The organism is Streptomyces sp. AcH 505 (genome assembly GCF_000818175.1).
Lineage (GTDB): Bacteria > Actinomycetota > Actinomycetes > Streptomycetales > Streptomycetaceae > Streptomyces.
Window position 1 is genome coordinate 199,326 of the sequence record NZ_JTIY01000002.1, and the last position, 16,691, is coordinate 216,016.

Below are 16,691 nucleotides of genomic sequence, written 5' to 3' on the forward strand. Positions count from 1 at the left end.
TGGCCGCCTTCGGCCGGCAGGCCGGCTTCGAGAACGACGACCTCCCTGCGGGCCAGCGGACCCGCGTTGAAGACGGCCGTGTCACTGCCGGAGCCGGTGCCGGGTGTGCCGACGGCGCGCCGGACGAGCTGGTCGAGCCGGCGGTGGATGTCGCGGTATGCCTGCTCGGCCTCCTGGTGCACCCAGGCGATCGAGCCGCCCGGCAGGATGTCGTGGCTCTGGTGGAGCAGCACCCGCTTCCAGAGCGTTTCGAGTTCCTCGTACGGGTACGGCACACCGCCCCGTACGGCTGCCGTGGCCGACCACAACTCCGCCTCGCGGAGCAGCGATTCGGCCCGGCGGTTGCCCCGCTTCGAGCGCGCCTGACTGGTGTAGCCGCCGCGGTGGCTCTCCAGATACAGCTCACCCCGCCACACCGGCGCGTCCCCGTACTCCTCGGTGGCCGCGCGGAAGAAGTGCGCCGGGTGCTGGATCTCGACCCGCGGCGAGCCTTCGAGATCCGCGAGCCTGCGGGCCCGCTCCAGCATGTCCCTGGTCGGACCGCCGCCGCCCGCGGCGCCGAACGGCATCAGCGAGCGGGTCGCACCGCCCTTGTCGGCGAACGCGTCCACGGCGTCGGCCAGTTCACTGCCGGAGAGGGCGGAACTATGCTCGTCGGCCGGCGGGAAATGGCTGAAGATCCGGCTGCCGTCGATCCCCTCCCACCAGAAGGTGTGATGCGGCATGGCGTTGGTGTCGTTCTCGGCGAGCTTGTGCGCGAGGAACCAGCGCGCCCCGGCGAGCAGCGCCAACTGCGGGAAGGCGGCGGTCATTCCGGGGGAGTCGGGCAGCCAGACCCCGTCGGTCTCGACCCCCAGCTCCTCCCGGTGGAAGCGCCGCCCGTAGACGAACTGCCGGGCCAGCGCCTCGCCGCCGGGCAGATTGACGTCCGGCTCCACCCACATCCCGCCGACCGGCGCCCAGTTGCCGTCGGCGACGGCCTTGCGCACCCGCTCGAAGACATGCGGATGGTGGTCCTTCATCCAGGCGTACTGCTGCGCCGACGAAGCGGCGAACGTCAGCTCCGGGTACTCCTCGGCGAGGGTGGCGACGGTGCTGAAGGTGCGGGCGCTCCTGCGTACGGTCTCCCGCATCGGCCACAGCCACGCCGAGTCGAGATGCGCGTGGCCCACGGCGGTCACGGTGTGCGCCGACTCGTGGGCGCGGCGGGCCAGTACGGGGGCGAGCACCGCGCGGGCGCGCCCGGCCGTACCGGCGATGTCACGCGGGTTCACGACATCGACGGCGTGTTCCAGGGCCCGCAGGATCTCGTGCCGGCGCGGAGTGCGCTCCGGCAGCGCCCGCATCAGCCCGTCCAGTACGTCGAGGTCGTGGATGAGCTGCCAGATGTCCTCGTCGCGCACCGCGAGGTCGGCGCGGACCAGCCGGTACAGCGGTTCGTCGCCCGCGGTGAGCGGGTCGCCGTAGTGGCTGCCCGCGCCGGAGTCAGCGTCGATCGGGGGATTGGCGGCGGCCTCGACGAGCAGCCGTACCTGCTCGCCGCCGCTCGCCGAAGTGGACAGCGTGACGGCCCTGTTGGCCGCGTGGAGCCCTTGCAGCGGAGTGCCGTGCTCGTCGTGGACGAGGCCTTCGGCGCCGTCTCCGAGGTCGATGACCGCCTCGACCCGGCGGCCCGCCCAGCGCGCCGGTATCTCGCAGTCGAGCCGGAACCAGCTGGTCGACCAGGGCCCGCCCCAGGCGTCGCCGACGACGAACGGCCGGTACTCGGCGCGCAGCGCGACCCCGACGGGGACAGGCTCGCCGGGGATGTGCCAGGCGGTGACATCCATCGGCAGCCGCCCGGTGTACAGCGCGGGACGCAAACGGTCCGCGAGGAAATGCGCGGTCCGCGCCTCTCCCTGCTTACTGCGGTCATGCATGGGCGGCCCTCCTGTCCAGCCTGTGACCGCCATGTAAAACCAAGAGTGTTATCAAGTCAACGTCTGAGCTGGAACCCTTCTTCTGCCAGGTGGAACGGGCCAGGTCAATGAATTGTCAGGCGATTTAAATTCCAAATTGCGACCCTCTCGTAAAGTAATTTGCTTGGCATTTGGCGGACAAAGAACGGCGGAGAGGCCGCCGCCTCCCCGCCGTTCCAGCCAGAAATACCGCTACCAGGTGACGGGCTCCGGCCTGGCGCAGGTACTCCCGATGTCGAGTGTCCTGCCTTCCTTCGCCGAGTCGAGCAGCGTCAGCATCACATCGAGGACATGACGGGCCACCTCGCCCGACGCCCGGTGCGGGCGCCCTTCGGCGAGCGCGTCGGCCAGGTCGGCGAGGCCGGTGCCGCGCCCGCCTCCGGCATAGCCGGCCGAGACGGGCAGGGTCTCCCAGTCGCCGCCGGTCCTGAACAACTCGACGGCGCCGTCGAAGTTGTTGGGATCGGGCACCGAGAGGGACGCGTCCGTGCCGTGCACCTCGATACGCGGCAGCCGGGCCTTGGCGATGTCGAAACTCATGACCAGCGTGCTGAGTTGGCCGCCAGCGTGGTGGAGCACGCCGGTGACATGGGTGTCGATCTCCACCGCGAACCGCTCACCGGCCCGTGGGCCGCTGCCGATCTGCCGCTCGGCGCGCGGCCGGGAGGAGGCGCCGGTGACCTTGACGACGGGGCCCAGCAACTGGACGAGGGCCGAGACGTAGTACGGGCCCATGTCGAGCAACGGCCCGCCGCCCGGCCGGTAGTAGAACTCCGGGTCCGGGTGCCACGCCTCGTGGCCCGGTGTGGTCATGAACGCCATCGCGGCGACGGGCGTGCCGATCAGACCGTCGTCGACCGCCTTGCGCGCCGTCTGCACGCCCGTGCCGAGGACGGTGTCGGGCGCGCAGCCGACCCGCAGCCCGGCCGCCCCGGCGGTGGCGAGCAGTTCGCCGGCCTCGGCCAGGTCGGCGGTGAGCGGCTTCTCGCCGTACACGTGCTTGCCCGCGGCGAGAGCCGCCCTGGCGACCTCCGCGTGCACGGCGGGGATGGTCAGGTTGAGCACCGCGTCCACGTCGTCCCGTACGACGAGGTCGGCGACCGAGCCGACGACGGCGACCCCCGGCACCCGTTCGGCGACGGCCGCGGCGCGCTCGGCGTTCAGATCGGTGACGGCGGTCAGCGTCACGTTCTCCAGCCGCTCCAGGGTGTCCAGATAGGCGCCGCTGATCTTGCCGGCGCCGACCATCCCGATCCTCAACGGCTCGCCCACAGCAGTCCCCTCTCGGTGAGTGCCCGCACCTCGGGCACGTCGAAGTCGTCCGGTTTGTGGCCGATGGCGGAGACGAAGACCCGCCCGGCGCCCGAGGTCCTGGTCCAGACGGCCGGCATGGTGACCGGCCGCTCGCGGTCCTCGCCGGCCTCGAACTCCACCGTCGCCAGCACGTCGATGGACGGGTCGGTGGCCATCCAGTACTTCTCGGTGTGCACGTCGAAGTCGCCGAGCCCGGCGAGCACCGGATGCCCGGCGCGGTCCTCGACGAGGGTGATCCGGTGGTCGGAGTAGCCGTGCGGATGCATCAGGAACTGGCCGCCGGTGAGCAGCGTGTAGTCGACACTGCCGCGGAAGGCGTCCACGATCCCGCCGTGCCAGCCCGCGAATCCGGTGCCGGCCCTGACGGCCGCGGTGAGCCCCGCGACCTGCTCCTTGCTGATCTCGCCCATGGTCCAGCACTGGACGACGAGATCGGTCGCGGCGAGCAGCGCCGCTTCGGTGTAGACGTCGAGGGTGTCGGCGACCTCCACGGCGTAGCCGCTGTCGCGCAGGAAGGGCAGGAAGAGGTCCGTGGTCTCGACGGGCGAGTGTCCCGCCCAGCCGCCACGGACGACGAGTGCCCGTCGGGTGTCGGTCGTCACGGTCGTTGCACGCTCCCATCGGTGTTGCGCAGCATGGCCCAGCGGTCGTGCTCCAGCGGCTCGGGCACGGGATGACGGCGGGCGGCGGCCTCGTCGAAGTCGACGCCGTGGCCGGGGGTCTCGGATGGTGCCAGGCTCCCGCCTGCGGCGGTGATCGTGCCGGGGAACACCTCGTGCACCGGCGGCCGGAAGACCGCCGCCTCCTGGACGCCGAAGGCGTGGCTGCTGATGTCCATGGCGATCGTGGCGGCCTGCGCGACGGGGCTGACATCGGCGGGGCCGTGCGGGGCCAGCCGGACACCGCGCAGCTCGCACAGGACGGCGAGCTTGCGGGCGGGGGTCAGACCGCCCAGGGTCGGTACCCGGATCCGCGCGAAGTCGATGGCGGGCCCTTCGAGCAGCGGCAGGAACTGGCCGATGTCGCTGAAGAGTTCACCGACGGCCAGCGGCACGGGCGAATGGGCACGCAGCCCCGCGAAGTGGGCCGCGTCCTCGGGGGCGAGCAGATCCTCCACGAAGTACAGCCCCGCGTCCTCGACCCGGCGCAGGAAGTCACGCGCCTGGCGCGGGTCGAGCCGTTCGTGGACATCGTGCAGCAGCTCCACCTCGTCACCGACGAGGGCGCGTACCTCGGTCAGGATCCGCGGCACGGTCCGCAGATAGGCGGCGGAGTCCCAGGGCACCGAACGCAGCCGCGCCGCCCGGGGGTCGGCGCCGCCCGCCGCCTTCGTGCCGTACGTGTCGGAGCCGGGGACCGCCGCCTGGACGCGGACATGGCGGTAGCCCAGCTCCCGCGCCGCCGTGACCTTGTCGGCGATCTCGGCCGCTTCGGCGCCGTCGACATGCGTGTACGCGTCGGCGCGGCTTCTGACCCGGCCGCCGAACAGCGAGTAGAGGGGAGCGCCGAGGCGCTTCGCCTTGAGGTCCCACAGCGCGACATCGACCCCGCCGAGCGCGTTGCCGGTCAGCGAACCGCCGCGCCAGTAGGCGCTGTTGAGCATCAGCCGGTGGATGTCCTCGATGTCGTCGGGATCGCGCCCGACCAGCATCGGAGCGAGATAGTCGTCGAGGACCGAGCGGACGGCGAGGGTGCGCTGCGGATCGCTCGCACACCCCAGACCGTAGAGCCCGGGTTCGTTGGTCTCGACGCGGACGATGAGATGGGGACAGCCGTGCGGGGCTGTCAGGAACGTGCGTACGGCCGTGATGCGGATCTTGGCGCCGCGTTCCTCGACCCAGGGAGCTGGGGCGAGAACGTCGGAGCGGGCATCAGGCTGAGCCATGCGAACTCCAGCGTACAGATAGCAGGATGTTGTACTGCTATCCGAACGTACGGAGGGCGAGATCAATTTGTCAACGACTCTACCAAATAAGGGTCGCCGGGTCTTCAGTGCTGACCGAGCCGTTTGAGGAGGGTCCGTAGCGAGTGTGCGGCCTCGGTGACGGCGCCGGCGATCTCCTCGGCGCGCGCGTCGTCCATCCGGACCTTGGGCACCGAGCAGCTGATCGCGTCGCCGCCGCCGTGTCCGGTACCGAGCGCGACGGCCACGCACCGGATGTCGACGGAGTTCTCCCCGTCGTCGGACGCCCAGCCGCGCAGCCGGGCGTCGGCGAGCTGCGCGAGCAGTTCGTCCGGATCGGTCACGGTGTCGGGGGTGAGCCGCTCCAGTGGCCAGTTGAGCCGCATCCGCACCTCGGCCGCCTCGTACTGGGAGAGCATCGCCTTGCCCAGCGCCGTGGCGTGCGCCGGCAGCCGTCTGCCCACCGCGGAGTACATCCGCAGGGCGTGCCGTGACTCGCGTTTGGCCAGGTAGACGACGTCCGTGCCGTCGAGCCTGCCCAGGTGGACCGACTCGCCTGTCTCCTCGGCGAGCGCGTCGAGCACCGGGCCCGCGAGGCTCGTGACGTCGTCGCCCTCCAAATAGGCGGTCCCCGTCAGCAGGGCCTTGAGGCCCAGGCTGTAGCGGGTGCCGGTGCCGTCCAGGTCCACCCAGCGCCTGGCCTCCATGGTGCGGAGGATCGCGTGCAGGCTGCTCTTCGGCACCGCCATCGCCGACGCCATCTCGGCGAGCGAGAGCCGGGCACCGTTCTCCCCGAGCAGTTCGAGCACCTCAAGCACCCGGGCGGCGGACTTGACCTCTTCCGGCTTGCGCCCACGCGCTGCTGCTGCCACCGATTCCACGGAACCTCCGCTTCTCGTACCGGGCGCCCCTCGGCGACCGGTCAGCACGATTCTCGACGTGCGTCTTGACGCTATATCACTACGACCATAAGTTCAGTCACTCCAACGTCATTCGGTCTTCTGAACGCTTGATTCCTAGGTAGGGGCCATGCGCATACCTTTTACGCGGAATGCCAGGTTCGCGGCGGTCGCCGCGGTTACGGCACTCTCACTGACCACCCTCTCCGCCTGCGGCGGTTCAGGAGGCTCCGGCAGCGACTCGAAGTCGCTGGAGATGTGGACCTTCAAGCAGTCGCACGTGGCGGCGCTGCGGACCGCCGCCGCCCAGTTCAAGAAGCAGACCGGCATCACGGTCAAGATCGACGCGTACACCCCGGACGACGCCTACACCACCAAGGTGCAGAGCGCCGCCAAGACCGGGGACCTGCCCGACGTGCTGGAGGTCCACTCCGACGGTGAGGACCGGGTGCTGGGCGCGGCGGGAGTCGTCAGCGACATCAAGGGCGACTTCAAGGGCGCCTGGGCCGGCCGTATGCAGGACGCGGTGCAGAACTCGGGCCTGGTGACCGACGCCCGCTTCAAGGCCTCGCAGCCCACCTCCGCCAAGGACCACGGGATCAAGAACGGCGCCCGCTACAGCGTGCCGTTCACCGCCGGCACCTTCGGCATCGTCTTCGCCAACAAGAAGATGCTGGCCGACGCCGGATTCACCAAGCCTCCCGCCAGCTGGGAGGAGTGGCTGGACATGCTGAAGAAGACCACGGCCAAGGACCCGAAGAAGGGCGGCATCTCGCTCGGCCTCAAGGTCCAGGCGACCGGGCTGACCTGGATCCTCCAGCCGCTCGCCTTCGCCCAGCTCGGACAGCAGCCGTACGAGGCGCTGTTCAAGCAGGACAAGAGCACCGACTTCGCCTCGCCCAACGGCACCAAGGTCCTCGGCCTCTACGACCAGCTCACGCCGTACTGGATGCCGGGCACCCAGACCCTCACCATCGACGAGGGCGACCAGGCCTTCGCCCAGGGCAAGTCGGCGTTCGACGTGGGCGGCACCTTCACCCTCGCCTTCCTCAAGCAGAACGGCATGAACCCCGACGACGTCATCGCGTTCGGACTGCCCTCGCCCAAGGACGGCGCGGTGCCCCAGCGCGCACTCGGCCCGCAGGCCCTGACGGGACTGAGCGTCGCCGGGACCAGCAAGCAGCCCGAGAACGCCAAGAAGTGGATGGAGTTCCTGTCCGGCGAGAAGGTCGCCGCCCAGTTCGCCAAGGACTCCGCCGACCTGCCCGCGACCGAACTCGGCGCCGACTCGGAGGCGTTGCTCGGCCCGACGCTCAGCGCCCTGGTCGCCAGCTTCAAGGGCACGCCCGAGAACACCTACAACCCCAGCCCCGACGTGGACTTCCGCCCCTCGGGCTACGAGCAGGACGACGCGGGCGCGATCCTCGCCGACCTCACCCCGCTGAAGCAGCAGTCCGTCGGGACGACGGGCCAGAAGCTCAGCAAGCTCATCGACTCCTACTGGGCGGCCCTGCGGTGACGACGGCCGTCCGCACCACCGTGCCGGACACGGCGGGCGGCGGCGCAGGCGACACGTCGCCGCGCCGCCGCGCGCGCCGGTACGAAGCACTGTCCGGGTATCTGTTCGTCGCCCCCGCCGTTGTCCTGTTCCTCGTCATGGGCGTCTACACCGTGGGCTACGGCTTCGCCCTCAGCTTCGCCACCTGGAACGGATTCACCCCCGACTGGACCTGGGTCGGCCTCGACAACTACGCCGACCTGCTGTGGCGGGACCCGATCTACGCCCCCCGGGTGCGGCACGCGGCGCTCAACACCCTCTGGGTCATGGTCGCCGTGCCGACCCTGACCGTCGCGGTGTCCTTTCCGCTCGCCGTCCTGCTCAACCAGGCCAAGCGGATGCAGTCCGTGCTGCGTTCGGTGTACTTCGTGCCGTACGTGACCACCGGCATCGCCGTCTTCTTCGCCTGGCAGTACATCCTCCAGCCGGACGGCGCGATCAACACACTGCTCGACGGACTCGGACTCGGCTCGCTCGCCCAGCCGCAGGGCTGGCTCGGCAATCCGCACACCGCGCTGCCCACCATCATCGTGGTGACGGTGTGGAGTTCGGTGCCCGTGTCGATGCTGCTGTACCTGACGGGTCTTCAGGGCATCGACCGCAGCGTGCTGGAGGCGGCCCAGCTCGACGGCGCCGGCTGGTGGCGCACCAACGCCTCCGTGGTGTGGCCGCTGCTGAGGCCGATCACCGCCATCGTCGTCCTGCTCAACCTGCGGGAGTCGCTGCAGGGGTTCCAGACCTTCCTGGTCATGACCAACGGCGGCCCGGGGGACCACACCAACGTGCTGGGTCTTGAGGCGTACCGCCTCGCGTTCCTCAAGAACCTCTCACCCACGCTGGGGCTCTCCAGCGCGCTCGGCTGGATCCTCTTCGCCGTCGCGCTGATCCTCGCCCTGATCAATCTGCGAGCGCTGCGGAGCAAGACATGACATCGATATCGGTCAAGGCACGCCCCGTCACACCGGACGACGCCAGGGCCCGCAGGCGCCGGCTGATCGCCCGTACCGTGGTGGGCGTCCTGCTCGGCCTCTACGGACTCGTCAGTGTGTACCCGTTCCTGTGGATGGTGTCCGCGGCCTTCAAGGACCAGGTCGAGGTGGTGCGCGGCGGTCATCTGATCCCGCAGAACCCGACGTTCGACACCCTGGTCGACACCTGGAACAAGCTGCACTTCTTCGACTTCTTCATGAACAGCCTGCTGGTCACGGTCTACACCGTCGTCCTGACGGTGGTGGTGTACTCGGCGGCCGGCTACGCCTTCGCCGTACTGCGCTTCCCCGGCAGGGGCGCGCTGCAGAAGCTCTTCGTCTCACTGCTGTTCGTGCCCGGTGTCACGGTGATGCTGCCGATCGTGATGCTGGAGAACAAACTGGGCATCCTCGGCACGTACTTCGGGCTCGTCCTGCCGTTCGTCAACGGCGGCGCCCCGCTGTCCATCCTGCTGATGACCGGGGCGTTCCTCGCCGTGCCGAGCGAGCTGCGGGACTCGGCGCGCGTCGACGGCGCGAGCGAGCTGCGGATCTTCACCGGGGTCTATCTGCCGCTGGCCCGGCCCGCGTTGATCACCGTGGCCCTGCTGACCGCGATCCCGACGTGGAACGAGTACCTGCTCACCCGGGTCTCGCTGAACGACCCGTCCACCTTCACCCTGCCGCTGGGGCTGCAGACGTTGTCGTCGGAAAGCGTGCCACACTACAACAATCTGATGGCGGGCGCGCTGATCGTGGTGATCCCGGTGATCGTGCTCTTCCTGAGTCTCCAGAGGTACTTCGTGAACGGTCTCGTCGGGGCGGTGAAGGGCTGATGCGGGTGCTGGTCACCGGCGCGGCCGGCCATATCGGGCGCTACGTGCTGGACGATCTGCTGGCGCACGGCCACGAGGTCGTCGCCACCGATCTCGTACCGGTCGACGAGCCGCGCGCCGAGCGGGTGCACACCGGCGACCTCCAGGATCCAGAACTGGTGCGCAAGGCGATGGACGGCGCCGAGGCCGTCGTCCACCTGGGGGCCATCCCGCACCCCAACGGCCCCGACCCCAGCGCCCTGTTCGCCACCAACTGCCTCACCGCGCACCGGGTGCTGGACGAGGCGGGGCGCGCCGGGGTCGGCCGGGTGGTGGCGGCCTCCAGCCTCTCCGCCGTCGGCCTCGCCTGGTCGCCCGTACCGCAGTCGCCGCAGTACGTGCCGCTGGACGAGGAGCACCCGATCCTGGTCCAGGACCCCTACGGTCTGTCGAAGGTGGTCCTGGAGGAGGTGGCGCGCGCCACGCACCGCCGCTACGGCACCGACATCGTCTGTATGCGCTTCCCCTTCGTCGGGGCAGGCGAACGGCTGCGGATCCAGCTCGACAACGTGCGCGCCGATCCCGGTTCCAACCGCGCCGAGTTGTGGGGCTGGCTGGACACCAGGGACGCGGCCGAGGCGCTCCGCCGCGCCCTGGAGGCGGAGATCGAGGGATGCCACGTCCTCAACGTCGTGGCTCCGGACACCTCGTCCGCCGTGCCGACGGCCACGCTCATGGCGCGGTACCACCCCGGAGTGCCGGCCTTCGCCGAACTGGCCGGTCACGCCGGGCTGTTCGACATCGGCGCCTGCACGAGCACGCTCGGTTTCGTGCCCCGGCACAGCTGGCGCACCGGCACCCCGCCCCCCACCGAGGAGCCCTGAGCGCACAGACACGGACATGTCGCCCTGCGCGGCCGGACGGCTCCGTACGGTGACGGCGCATATCGCTTCGGGTACGGTGCGCGCGACCCGGAGGCCATGGCCGGAACGCCCGCGTTAGGCTGCGGGCGTTTCAGCCGACCGAGATACGGAGAACGCGCACGATGGACACCGCTTCGCGCCGTGCGGGCGAACTGACCTACCGGGACGCCACCACGGCCGACACCGACGCGATCGTCGCCCTCGTCGAGTCCGCCTACCGCGGTGACACCAGCCGCACCGGCTGGACCACGGAGGCCGACCTCATCGACGGGCAGCGGACCGACCCGCAGGGCGTGCTCGACGTGATCGAGGCCCCGGGCAGCCGCATGCTCGCCGTGGAGCGCGACGGCGAGCTGATCGCCTGCTGCCAGCTCGAACACCGCGCCCCCGCCGCCTACTTCGGGATGTTCGCGGTGCGCCCCGGGCTGCAGGGCGACGGGCTCGGCCGGCGGATCATCGCCGACGCCGAGCGCATCGCCTGCGAGACCTGGGGGGTGCGGGAGATGCAGATGACGGTCATCACCCTGCGCGAGGAACTGATCGCCTGGTACGAGCGGCGCGGCTACCGCCGTACGGGAAAGCTCACGCCCTTCCCGTACGGCGACGAGCGCTACGGCGTTCCGCAGCGCCCCGACCTCACGTTCGAGCTGCTGGTCAAGCCGCTCGTCTGACGCTGCCCCGGCCCGCGCTCAGGCCGTGAAGCGGCCGGTGCGCCGGATCTCCGGGAAGTCGGTGGTCACGGCGTCCAGCTCGAACGCCCTGGCCAGCCGCAGCTGGTCCTGGGTGTTCACCACCCAGCCGACGACCCGCAGCCCCTCCGCGTGCGCCCGCTCCACGACCTCCAGCGTGAGCCTGCGGATGTTCAGGGCCAGCGAGGCGGCGCCCACCGCCGTGGCCCTGTCCACCACGTCGGGCTCCCAGCGGCTGGCGATCAGCACCGTGCGCACCCCGGGCACCAGCGAGGCGATCTCGGCCACCGCCTCGTCGTGGAACGAGGACACCTCCACCCGCTCCGTCAGGCCGCGCCGGTGCATCACCTCGGCCAGCGCGCGCGCCGCCGCCACGTCCTTGATCTCCGCCTGCAGCGGCGAGCGCACCGCGTCCAGGACCTCCTCGAAGACCGGCACCCGCTCACCCTTGCCCGCGTCGAGCTCCCGCAGCTCGGCGAGTGTCCGGTCGGCGATCGCCCCCGACCCGTCGGTCGTGCGGTCCACTTCCGCGTCGTGCATCACGACGAGCGCGCCGTCCTTGCTCAGATGCAGATCGAGTTCGACGGCGTCCATCCCCGCTTCCTGCGCGCGAACGAACGAGCGCAGGGTGTTCTCGGGCTCGACGCCCATCACTCCACGATGACCGATGGTGAGGAAAGTCAAGATCGTCTCGCTTCCTTCGACGGCGGCTCCCGCGCGGCACCGGTGCCTACGCGGCACTGCGGAAGCCTAACGGTCGGTAATCGGGATGTCTGTGCCGACGGCGCGTGACAGGAAAAACAACGGCCGCGACCCAGGTTTGACAGGAGAATTTACCCTGCCCGACTTGTCTGGACGGAAGAGGCGCCTATACGCTCTCTTAACGGCGACAACGCAAGTTTCTCCCGTGGAGGAAGTGACATGACGAAAATTCTTGAGCAGCAGGCCGCCCAGGACGCAATATCCAACGACATGCGGGTGATCGATCACCCGGCCTGGCCCGCGCTCAAGAACGCCGTCGAGGAGATCAGGCCCTGGCAGTCCAAGGACGGCTCCATCGACTTCGACGCCGAGGGCGCACCGGCCCGTATCGCCGTCGAGGCGACGCTGGACCGGGTCATCTCGGCCGTCGAGCAGCTTTCGCCGCTCCTCCCGCACGACGCGGACTACCACGCGGCGCTCGTCGCGGATCTGCGCCGCTGGGCCGACAGTGCCTTCGACGTACCGGACTTCCTGGACTCGCTGCTGGCCTTCCAGCCGGCCGCGCACCGGGCCGACGGGCTGCAGCACCTCGCCGTCTTCCCCATGTACACGCAGAACGGCAACCCGGACCGCAACCTCGAAGCGGTCGTGCTGCGGATGGTCTGGCCCGACTGGCTGGCCGAGCTGGAGCGCACCCGCTACGACAACCCGCTGTTCTGCGGCATCACCTTCGAGGACTTCACCCCGGGGTACGACACGAACTCCGCGGTGTTCTTCCCCGAGACCATCGCCGTGCGCGAGGCCCCCGAGCGGTTCAGCTGGGGCGGTATCTTCTGCGACCGCGAGGCCGCCCGCTTCCGCCGCGTCACCGAGGCGGCCGTCGACCTGCTCCATGTCGAACTGCCCGACGACGTCCGCGACATGCTGCGTGACCAGGACCGCTGCCAGCAGGCCTTCGTGCTCTGGGACATGATCCACGACCGCACGCACAGCCACGGTGACCTGCCGTTCGACCCCTTCATGATCAAGCAGCGCCAGCCGTTCTGGATGTACGGCCTGGAGGAGCTGCGCTGCGACCTCACCGCGTTCCGCGAGGCCGTGAAGCTGGAGGCCGACGGCGTCCCGCAGGGCCACGACGTGCAGATCGCGATGCTCTTCGACCGGCTGTTCCGCTTCCCCGTCACCGGCGCGCGCAACCGCAACTACGACGGTCTCGGCGGCCAGCTCCTCTTCGCCTACCTCCACAAGCACGACGTGGTGCGCTGGACGGACAACAGCCTGCGGATCGACTGGGACGAGGTCCCGAAGGTCACCAACCAGCTCTGCGGTGAGATCGAGGAGCTGTACCGGGCCGGCATCGACCGCCCCAAGCTGGTGCACTGGCTCGCCGCGTACGACCTGGTCTCGACGTACCTTTCGCCGCACCCGGGTTCCCGCTGGGCCAAGGGCCCCGAAGCGCTGGACCTGTCCCAGCTGCCCCGCAAGCTCGTCGACGACGTGCTTCCCGACGAGTTTCCGCTCAGCATGTTCTACGAGGCGCTCGCCAAGAAGCTGAAGAATGTGATCGCCTCGACCAAGGGCATCACGGCCACGGGCGCCGGACCGGGCGTCGAGCGGGCAGCCGCGTGAGCCCTGTCGGTGACGAGCGGGAGGCAGTACGGATGACGACAACGCCGACGAGCACGGCGAAGGACGGAACCGGCGAGGTGGCGGGCGGACTCGACGGGGCCGTGATCGCCGTGGCAGGTGCGGCGGGCCCCGCGGGCCGGGCGGCGCTGCTGCGGCTGGCGGGGGCGGGTGCGACCGTGGTCGGCGCCGACGCCGACCCCGAACGGCTGGCCGAGGCCGTCGAGGCGGCCCACGCGAAGCACGACGGTGCGCGCGTCACCGGGTCCACCGTCGACCTGCTCGACCTGGACGCCACCAAGGCGTGGGCGGCCGGCATCGAGGAGGAGCACGGCCGGATCGACGGCCTGGTCCATCTCGTCGGCGGCTGGCGCGGCGGGCGCTCCTTCACCGGGACCGACCTGGCCGACTGGGACCTGCTGGAGAAGCTGCTGATCCGAACGGTCCAGCACACCTCCCTGGCTTTCCACGACGCGCTGCTGCGCTCCGACCGCGGCAGGTTCCTGCTGATCAGCGCCGCCGGCGCGACCAAGCCCACGGCGGGGAACGCCGCGTACGCCGCTTCGAAGGCGGCGGCCGAGGCCTGGACGCTGGCCCTGGCCGACTCCTTCCGCAAGGCGGGGGGCGAGGAAGGCCCGCGCACCGCTGCTGCGATCCTGGTGATCAAGGCACTGGTGCACGACGCGATGCGCGCCGAGCGCCCGGACGCGAAGTTCGCGGGCTTCACCGACGTCACCGACCTGGCAGACGCCATCGCCGGTGTCTGGGACCGGCCCGCCAGGGAAGTGAATGGAACCCGCCTGTGGCTGACTCCCAAGCCGTGAGGTCCGCAGCGACGGACGCCCGCCGCCACCACGACCCCGCGTCGCGCGGCTTCGCCAGCGACAACTACGCGGGAGCCCACCCGGAGATCCTGGCGGCCCTGGCCCTGGCCAACGGCGGCCACCAGGTCTCGTACGGCGAGGACGACTACACCGGCCACCTCCAGCGCGTCATGCACAGCCACTTCGGCCCGACGGCCGAGGCGTACCCCGTCTTCAACGGCACGGGATCGAACGTCGTCGCGCTCCAGGCGGTCACCGACCGCTGGGGCGCGGTGGTGTGCGCCGAGTCGGCGCACATCAACACCGACGAGTGCGCCGCGCCGGAGAAGGTCGCCGGGCTCAAGCTGCTGACCGTACCGACCCCGGACGGCAAGCTCACCCCCGAGCTGATCGACCGGCAGGCGTTCGGCTGGGACGACGAGCACCGGGCCAGGCCGCAGGTCGTCTCGATCACGCAGAGCACCGAGCTGGGGACGCTCTACACACCGGCCGAGATCAGGGCCATCTGCGAACACGCCCACGGCCTCGGGATGAAGGTCCATCTGGACGGGGCCCGGATAGCCAACGCCGCGGCCTCGCTCGACGTACCGATGCGGGCCTTCACCAACGCCGTCGGCGTGGACATCGTCTCCTTCGGGGGCACCAAGAACGGCATGCTCTTCGGCGAGGCCGTCGTGGTCCTCGACCCGGAGTCGGCGCACGCGATGAAGTACCTGCGCAAGCTGTCCATGCAGCTGGCGTCCAAGATGCGCTTCGTCTCCGTACAGCTGGAGGCACTGCTGGCGGGCGACCTGTGGCTGCGCAACGCCCGGCACAGCAACGCGATGGCGCAGCGGCTGGCCGCCGGGGTACGGGACGTGGCCGGCGTGGAGCTGCTGTACCCCGTCCAGGCCAACGGCGTCTTCGCCCGGCTGCCGCACGACGTCAGCGTCCGGCTGCAGCAGCGCTTCCGGTTCTACTTCTGGGACGAGGCGGCGGGCGACGTCCGCTGGATGTGCGCGTTCGACACCACCGAGGACGACATCGACAGCTTCGTCCAGGCGCTCAAGGAAGAGATGGCCCGCTAGGAGCCGCCGCCTGCCGCATATGTATGCGGTCGACCGGAAATTCATTGATTCCGGTCGGCCCGCCGATTAGTGTCGGCGGGTATGCGGCTGATCCAGCAGGTCCCCGACGTCGCGGCCTATCTGGCCGCCGACGAGGTCATCGACCATGACCACCCCCTGGTGCGCGAGACGGCGGCCCGCCTCGGCCATGCCGGCGGTGACGCATACGCATACGCCGAGGCGGCCTTCACGTTCGTCCGTGACACCGTTCCGCACTCGGCCGACACCGGCGACCCGCGCGTCACCTGGCGCGCGTCGGACGTGCTGCGGGAGCGCACCGGCAGTTGCTTCGCCAAGGCCCACGCCCTGACCGCCCTGCTGCGGGCGCGCGCCGTCCCCGCCGCCCTCTGCTACCAGCGTCTCGCCGACGACGACGGGACCAGCCCGGTGCTGCACGGTCTGGTGGCCGTCCGGCTGCCAGGACGCGAGGGGGCGGGGTGGCACCGGCAGGATCCGCGCGGCAACAAACCCGGCGTGGACGCGCGGTTCTCGGTGGACGGCGAGCGGCTTGCCTGGACCGTACGGCCCAAGTGTAACGAGATGGACTATCCGGTACTCTATCCTGCACCGCACCCGGTCGTGCTGAACGCCCTGCGCTCCGCCGTCGACCGGCCCCATCTCTGGCGGACGCTGCCGTCCGCCCTGTGAAGCCGAGGCGCGCACCCGTCATGAGCCAGACCCTCATCGTCTCGGACGAGGTACGCACCCTCGTCCCCGGCTTCAGCCATCTCGCCGTCGAGGCCCACGGCCTGGTGAACGGCCCCAGCAACGCCGACAGTTCGGCCCTGCTGGACGAGGCGGTCCGGCGGCTCACCGTGCGGCTCGACGGGCGCGCGCCCCACGAGGACCCGCACATGGCGGCGTGGCGTGCGGCGTACAGCGCCTTCGGTGCGAAGCCGTCCCGCACCCGCAACTCCGCGGAGGCGCTGGCCAAGCGCGCGCTGTCCGACGCCGGGCTGCCCCGGATCAATCTGCTCGTCGACCTCTACAACGCGATCAGCGTCGCCCGGCTGATCCCGGTCGGCGGCGAGGACACCGCGTGCGTCGTCGGCCCCATGCGGCTCGTACGGGCCACCGGCGACGAGCCGTTCGCCACGGCGGCGGGCGGTGAGCCGGCGGTGGAGCACCCCGAGCCGGGCGAGGTCGTCTGGCGCGACGAGGAAGGCGTCACCTGCCGGCGCTGGAACTGGCGCCAGGGCACCCGCACCCGGCTCACCGGGACGTCGACCGACGCGCTCTTCCTGCTGGAGGGGCTGGCGCCGCTGGCACCGGACGAACTCGAAGCGGCGGGCGCCGAACTCGCCGAGTGGCTGCGGAAGCTGAGCCCCGCAGCGCGGATCACCGTGCACCCCGTGCGCTGAGGACAGCGCGGTGCGCCGACGCCGACGCGGGCGCGCCCGCGTCGG

At 70.5% G+C, this 16,691-nt stretch carries 15 protein-coding genes and 1 pseudogene; 10 read left to right on the plus strand and 6 right to left on the minus strand.

Annotation, left to right across the window (positions count from 1 at the left end; all coding sequences use genetic code 11):
• From HY68_RS45710 to HY68_RS31040, 5 genes and pseudogenes are all read right to left on the minus strand, one after another.
• A pseudogene (locus tag HY68_RS45710) lies at nucleotides 1-1,919 on the minus strand (alpha-mannosidase); the annotation flags it as partial.
• Nucleotides 1,920-2,150: 231 nt separating this feature from the next.
• Complete coding sequence (locus tag HY68_RS31025; protein ID WP_041998081.1) at nucleotides 2,151-3,230, minus strand: Gfo/Idh/MocA family oxidoreductase; 1,080 nt, start codon at nucleotides 3,228-3,230, stop codon at nucleotides 2,151-2,153.
• Nucleotides 3,215-3,874 carry a ThuA domain-containing protein gene (locus HY68_RS31030; RefSeq protein ID WP_041998083.1) on the minus strand — a complete coding sequence of 220 codons (660 nt, stop codon included), beginning with the start codon at nucleotides 3,872-3,874 and terminating at the stop codon, nucleotides 3,215-3,217. Before HY68_RS31030 ends, HY68_RS31025 begins: the two co-directional genes overlap by 16 nt.
• Nucleotides 3,871-5,157, minus strand: coding sequence for an enolase C-terminal domain-like protein (locus HY68_RS31035; RefSeq protein ID WP_041998085.1), 1,287 nt, complete (start codon nucleotides 5,155-5,157; stop codon nucleotides 3,871-3,873). The genes HY68_RS31030 and HY68_RS31035 overlap by 4 nt, the downstream gene beginning before the upstream one ends.
• A 104-nt stretch (nucleotides 5,158-5,261) precedes the next feature.
• Nucleotides 5,262-6,047, minus strand: a complete 786-nt coding sequence (locus tag HY68_RS31040; RefSeq protein WP_042000292.1) for an IclR family transcriptional regulator — start codon at nucleotides 6,045-6,047, stop codon at nucleotides 5,262-5,264.
• Between the two features lie 157 nt (nucleotides 6,048-6,204).
• Here HY68_RS31040 and HY68_RS31045 point away from each other — a divergent pair, with 157 nt between their 5' ends.
• The 5 genes from HY68_RS31045 to HY68_RS31065 all read left to right on the plus strand — a co-directional run bounded on the left by HY68_RS31045 (nucleotide 6,205) and on the right by HY68_RS31065 (nucleotide 11,009).
• Nucleotides 6,205-7,593: an extracellular solute-binding protein gene (locus HY68_RS31045; protein ID WP_078864032.1), complete on the plus strand. Its 1,389-nt coding sequence runs from the start codon at nucleotides 6,205-6,207 to the stop codon at nucleotides 7,591-7,593.
• On the plus strand, nucleotides 7,590-8,561 hold the full coding sequence (locus tag HY68_RS31050; protein ID WP_241778815.1) for a sugar ABC transporter permease: 972 nt from the start codon (nucleotides 7,590-7,592) through the stop codon (nucleotides 8,559-8,561). Before HY68_RS31045 ends, HY68_RS31050 begins: the two co-directional genes overlap by 4 nt.
• Complete coding sequence (locus HY68_RS31055) at nucleotides 8,558-9,436, plus strand: carbohydrate ABC transporter permease (protein ID WP_078864033.1); 879 nt, start codon at nucleotides 8,558-8,560, stop codon at nucleotides 9,434-9,436. Before HY68_RS31050 ends, HY68_RS31055 begins: the two co-directional genes overlap by 4 nt.
• The gene (locus HY68_RS31060) at nucleotides 9,436-10,299 is read left to right on the plus strand and encodes an NAD(P)-dependent oxidoreductase (protein WP_041998088.1); all 864 of its coding nucleotides are present in this window, start codon (nucleotides 9,436-9,438) and stop codon (nucleotides 10,297-10,299) included. Before HY68_RS31055 ends, HY68_RS31060 begins: the two co-directional genes overlap by 1 nt.
• A 161-nt stretch (nucleotides 10,300-10,460) precedes the next feature.
• The gene (locus tag HY68_RS31065; protein ID WP_041998089.1) at nucleotides 10,461-11,009 is read left to right on the plus strand and encodes a GNAT family N-acetyltransferase; all 549 of its coding nucleotides are present in this window, start codon (nucleotides 10,461-10,463) and stop codon (nucleotides 11,007-11,009) included.
• Nucleotides 11,010-11,027: 18 nt separating this feature from the next.
• Here HY68_RS31065 and HY68_RS31070 read toward each other — a convergent pair whose 3' ends face one another.
• Nucleotides 11,028-11,711 (minus strand): glycerophosphodiester phosphodiesterase family protein, encoded by a 684-nt coding sequence (locus tag HY68_RS31070; RefSeq protein ID WP_078864034.1) that lies wholly within the window; start codon nucleotides 11,709-11,711, stop codon nucleotides 11,028-11,030.
• Between the two features lie 237 nt (nucleotides 11,712-11,948).
• On the opposite strand from HY68_RS31070, the gene HY68_RS31075 reads away from it, so the two are divergent.
• The 5 genes from HY68_RS31075 (at nucleotide 11,949) to HY68_RS31095 (ending at nucleotide 16,646) form a co-directional block, all read left to right on the plus strand.
• Nucleotides 11,949-13,358 (plus strand): DUF6421 family protein, encoded by a 1,410-nt coding sequence (locus tag HY68_RS31075; protein ID WP_041998092.1) that lies wholly within the window; start codon nucleotides 11,949-11,951, stop codon nucleotides 13,356-13,358.
• 32 nt (nucleotides 13,359-13,390) lie between these two features.
• A complete protein-coding gene (locus HY68_RS31080; RefSeq protein WP_041998094.1) occupies nucleotides 13,391-14,179 on the plus strand; it encodes an SDR family NAD(P)-dependent oxidoreductase in 789 nt (262 codons plus the stop codon).
• Nucleotides 14,158-15,246: a low specificity L-threonine aldolase gene (locus HY68_RS31085; RefSeq protein ID WP_041998097.1), complete on the plus strand. Its 1,089-nt coding sequence runs from the start codon at nucleotides 14,158-14,160 to the stop codon at nucleotides 15,244-15,246. The genes HY68_RS31080 and HY68_RS31085 overlap by 22 nt, the downstream gene beginning before the upstream one ends.
• Before the next feature lie 81 nt (nucleotides 15,247-15,327).
• The gene (locus tag HY68_RS31090; protein WP_041998098.1) at nucleotides 15,328-15,933 is read left to right on the plus strand and encodes a transglutaminase family protein; all 606 of its coding nucleotides are present in this window, start codon (nucleotides 15,328-15,330) and stop codon (nucleotides 15,931-15,933) included.
• A gap of 20 nt (nucleotides 15,934-15,953) precedes the next feature.
• Entirely contained in the window at nucleotides 15,954-16,646 is a 693-nt protein-coding gene (locus HY68_RS31095) for a phenylalanine--tRNA ligase beta subunit-related protein (protein ID WP_041998099.1), read from the plus strand.
• The last annotated feature ends 45 nt before the right edge of the window (nucleotides 16,647-16,691 follow it).